At 42.3% G+C, this 4,240-nt stretch carries 4 protein-coding genes and 1 pseudogene; 4 read left to right on the top strand and 1 reads right to left on the bottom strand.

The window, feature by feature from the left end:
- Both IM479_RS15685 and IM479_RS15680 read left to right on the top strand, forming a co-directional pair.
- A pseudogene (locus IM479_RS15685) lies at positions 1 to 277 on the top strand (RNA-guided endonuclease InsQ/TnpB family protein); the annotation flags it as partial.
- Positions 278 to 635: 358 nt separating this feature from the next.
- Entirely contained in the window at positions 636 to 1,019 is a 384-nt protein-coding gene (locus IM479_RS15680; protein WP_286825060.1) for a DUF4346 domain-containing protein, read from the top strand.
- A 104-nt stretch (positions 1,020 to 1,123) separates the two neighbouring features.
- Here the strand turns inward: IM479_RS15680 and IM479_RS15675 are convergent, their stop codons facing one another.
- Entirely contained in the window at positions 1,124 to 1,987 is an 864-nt protein-coding gene (locus IM479_RS15675; protein WP_286825061.1) for a branched-chain amino acid ABC transporter permease, read from the bottom strand.
- 260 nt (positions 1,988 to 2,247) lie between these two features.
- Here IM479_RS15675 and IM479_RS15670 point away from each other — a divergent pair, with 260 nt between their 5' ends.
- Complete coding sequence (locus IM479_RS15670; RefSeq protein ID WP_002760385.1) at positions 2,248 to 2,757, top strand: pentapeptide repeat-containing protein; 510 nt, start codon at positions 2,248 to 2,250, stop codon at positions 2,755 to 2,757.
- Positions 2,754 to 3,881: a 5-(carboxyamino)imidazole ribonucleotide synthase gene (locus IM479_RS15665; protein ID WP_287686747.1), complete on the top strand. Its 1,128-nt coding sequence runs from the start codon at positions 2,754 to 2,756 to the stop codon at positions 3,879 to 3,881. Before IM479_RS15670 ends, IM479_RS15665 begins: the two co-directional genes overlap by 4 nt.
- The last annotated feature ends 359 nt before the right edge of the window (positions 3,882 to 4,240 follow it).

Genomic DNA, 4,240 nt, shown 5'->3' with positions numbered 1-4,240 from the left:
GACTAATGAAAGCTATACGTCTAAATGTAGTTTCTTAGATTTGGAACCAATTGGCAAACAAGAAAAATATTTGGGCAAGAGAGTTAAAAGAGGATTGTTTAGAAGTTCGTCAGGTTATCTCTATGGAGCAGATATTAATGGCTCATTAAATATAGGGAGAAAGGTAGTCGGAGAGGTTGCATTTAGCAAGAATCCGATAGAGAGGCTTGTAGTTAGCCCGGTACGGGTCAAAGCGTACAAAGCTGATTCAAAGTGCGACGTTTGCGTACAAAATTAGTAACTATTATTGCTCAGTAGGTCAGATTTGTTAACAGAAAATACGGCTTATATCTAAGTAGGGTTTGCGGCAAAAAGTTTTTCGTGGGGGCAGGGTGTGGGGTGTAGGGTGTAGGGTTTTACCCGTTTTCAGAGGGTCAATTACCTAATTTTCGGGGAAAAAGTACCTGAATTTTCCCCCCGACCACTCCAAGAAATGGCACTTTTTGATTTCAAAAAAGCCTAAAGATATTATCCAACAAGGTTTTTAGATTTATTCAGCAGACCCTACTTACAAAATGCTCTAGAAAAAGGATGATGGTATGTGATATAATTTGCTCTTGCTTTCATCTACATATTTAAGTGATTTTGTCAAGAAAATGAGCGAATTAAAATCCCAAATCACAGCTATTGATCATCAACTTTCCAAACGTCCGATCGCTCTCGATCCCGGAGGATATTTTATTATTTATCTAGACCGAGAAGCAGGGTTAATCTGTGCCAAACATTACAGCAATATTATCAATGAAAAAGGTTTAGCCGTCGATCCAGAAACGGGAAAAGTTATCGGTGTTAGGCAAAAACTTGATCGCAATCCAGAGACTATTTACACCGCAAGAACCGCCAAAGAATTAGCCGTCAAAGTTATCGAAGAAAACCAACCTTGTCCAATTACTATGTTCGATCATGCTGCTTATTTAGGGCGAGAATTTACCCGCGCTGAATACGCTTTAATCACCGGAGAAGAATATATTCAGGATTAAAAATTGGGCTTGTCAGTGATCAGTAAACAGTAATCAGTAAACAGGGATAAAGATGAAGATAAATAACTTAAAACTTACATCTGATAACTGATAACTGTTAACTGTTAAACCGTGCCTTTAAATAAACCTTGGGGACGGAATAATAACAGCAAGATCATAATTAATAAAGCCACGGCTAATTTATAATCAGAACCAATTAAGGGAACACTAATTTCTTGGGCAACACCAATAATTAAAGCCCCGGCAATCGCTCCGTAGGGATTACCAATACCACCTAAAATCACGGCGGCAAACATTGGTAAGATTAAAAACCAGCCCATATTGGGACGCACTCCCCCAGTAATTAACCCGAACATCGCTCCGGCTAAAGCAGTTAAAACTCCCGTAATTATCCATGTCCAGAAGACAACCCATTCGACGTTAATTCCGGTTACTCTAGCTAAATCGGTGCTGTCAGCTACGGCGCGCATCGCCTTACCGATCTTAGTTTTTTGCAATAACAAATGGAGGGCAATAATAACTATAATTGCCAAACCAATGACTAACAAGCGATCGAAAGCTACTTTAATCCCAAAAATTTCTGTAGCGGTCATCACAGGCAGATCGTAGCGTTGATTACTACCGCCCCAGATCATTAAAATACCATTGCGAAGAAATAAAGCCAAACCGATCGAAATAATAATTAAAGTGGTAGAATCAGCCCGTCGATCGCGCATGGGTTTCCACAATAATCTCTCGGCAATGAGCATGGCAATAGCTGTCACCGCTGCCCCCACCAGCATCGCTAACCAGAGATTAATCCCTTGAGCATTTACCACCCAAGTTATGTAAGCACCCAAAGTCATAAAATCGCCGTGGGCAAAATTAGACAGACGCAAAATGCCACAGGTAAGGGTTAACCCAACAGCAGCCAGAGCAATAATACTGCCGACGGCTAAACCATTGAATAAAAGTTGCGATGTATCCATCAAACCTCTTGTATAAATCAGAAATTGTCCTTAGAAATAGGAGTCAGGAGAGAGAAAATTAATTAACTTTTGTATTTAGCTGAAAGCTGATGGCCCGTTGCTTAAATATTTTTGTTTAGACTAAATTGCATGGCAGTATAAGCTTAAACAGCTATTATAAAGGTTTCTGTGCCAGCAATTTCTAGCGGCCAGCGAAAAGCTGACGGCCGATGGCTTACTGCTATAAAATCAAGAATGCCCACTGATGGAATTTTCCCCTGATGAAGACTATCTTTCGATTAGCGATCGCTTTTTTTGCCTTACTATTTATCCTATCTCCTGTCAATGCCTTAGCTGCCAGTTCTGCTGCTGTCACAGGAGCCAATGCCAGTTATGAAAACCAGAATCTGACAGGAAAGGATTTTTCGGGACAAAATTTGCAATCTGCCCAATTTACTAACGTTAATCTCCAAGATTCTAACTTTAGTTCTGCCGATTTGCGCGGGGCGGTGTTTAACGGAGCCTCTATCATCGAAGGCAACTTTCATGGAGCGGACTTAACCAATGGGTTAGCCTATCTGAGTACCTTTAAAAATTCTGATTTAAGCGATGCCATTTTTGCCGAAGCGATCATGCTGCGTACCATTTTCGAGGGAGTAAACATCAACGGTGCTGATTTTAGTTTTGCCGTGCTTGACGCTCAACAAATCAAAAATCTCTGTGAAAGAGCCGAGGGTGTAAACTCAAAAACCGGCGTCTCTACCCCGGAATCTTTAGGATGTGATCAATGATGCAAACAAGGGTTGGTGTTATTGGTGGTGGACAATTAGCTTGGATGATGGCACAGGAAGCCAAGAAATTAGGCATTTCTCTAATTGTACAAACACCACACCCCGACGATCCCGCCGTTGCTTTAGCTGACGGGGTTGTCTTCGCAGAAATAGCTGACGTGGAAGGCACAAAAAAACTAGCTCAACATTGTGATCTGATCACGTTTGAAAATGAGTTTGTTAATTTAGATGCCCTAGAAGAATTAGCGGACACAGGAGTGAAATTCTATCCTAGTTTGGCAAATCTGCGCCCCCTATTGGATAAATACGAGCAAAGATGTTATTTACGCTCCCTAGGGTTGCCTGTGCCTGATTTTTGGGCGATAGATAATTTATCCCAACTAGAAAATTATCCTTTTCCGCTAGTGCTGAAAGCGCGACGACACGGTTATGATGGTCAAGGAACCTTTATTATTCGCACTCCTGAAGAATTAAACGCCAAAAAGCCGCAATTAGAGCGTCTTGACTTGATGTTAGAAGCTTATATTCCCTACGAGCGCGAATTAGCCATCGTTGCCGCTAGGGGATTAACCCGGGAAATCGTCACCTATCCCGTGGTGGAAACCCATCAAGAGGAGCAAGTCTGTCACTGGGTAATCGCTCCGGCCACTCTTAATCAATCTTTACACGCTCAAACCGAACCTATCGCCCGTCATCTGTTAAGTAGTTTGTCGGCGGTGGGGGTTTTCGGGATGGAATTATTTGTCACTTCCCAGGGAGAGGTATTGATTAATGAAATCGCTCCCCGTACCCATAATTCGGGTCATTACAGCCTTTCTGCCTGTCTTACCTCCCAATTTGCCCTACAACTGCAAGCAGTGGCTAATTTGCCCCTCGGAGCCACGGATTTAAAATCTGCCGGGGCAGTTATGGTTAATTTATTGGGTTTTGAGGATAGTGACGGCGATTATGCCGAAAAAAGAGCAGTTTTAGCGGCAATTCCGGAGGCTCACGTTTTTTGGTATGGTAAAAAATCCCGTCCCGGTCGAAAATTAGGCCATGTCACCCTGTTAAGAGATACAAGCGATCGCTCTGAGTTATCGGCCCTAGCAAAGCAGATAGAAAAGCTTTGGTATGGTTGTTAGGGAATTATGAATTATGAATTATGAATTATGAATTATGAATTGGGGAGTGGGGAAGTGGGGAAGTGGGGAAGTGGGGAAGTGGGGAAGTGGGGTGATGGGGAAGTGGGGAAGTGGGGAAGTGGAGCATTTGGCTGAAATTTCCCTAAACCCCTAAACCCCTAAATCCCTATCACCCTGACTCCTGAATCCTGACTCCTGACTCCTGACTCCTAAATCCTGAATTAGGGTCTGCTGAAAAAGTTATTGAAAAGCACAGGTCTCTTAATCAATGATTTCACTTAGCTACAAGCATAAGCTTTAGTTGTTGATTAGCTTCTAAGCTATAACTTATTGTCATCATTGACCGAGAAAAAGTGCGG

Origin of the sequence: Microcystis sp. M165S2, assembly GCF_020245885.1 — a bacterium.
Lineage (GTDB): Bacteria > Cyanobacteriota > Cyanobacteriia > Cyanobacteriales > Microcystaceae > Microcystis.
The sequence above is the reverse complement of the archived record's forward strand: the minus strand, read 5'-3'. Positions and strand labels throughout refer to the sequence as shown.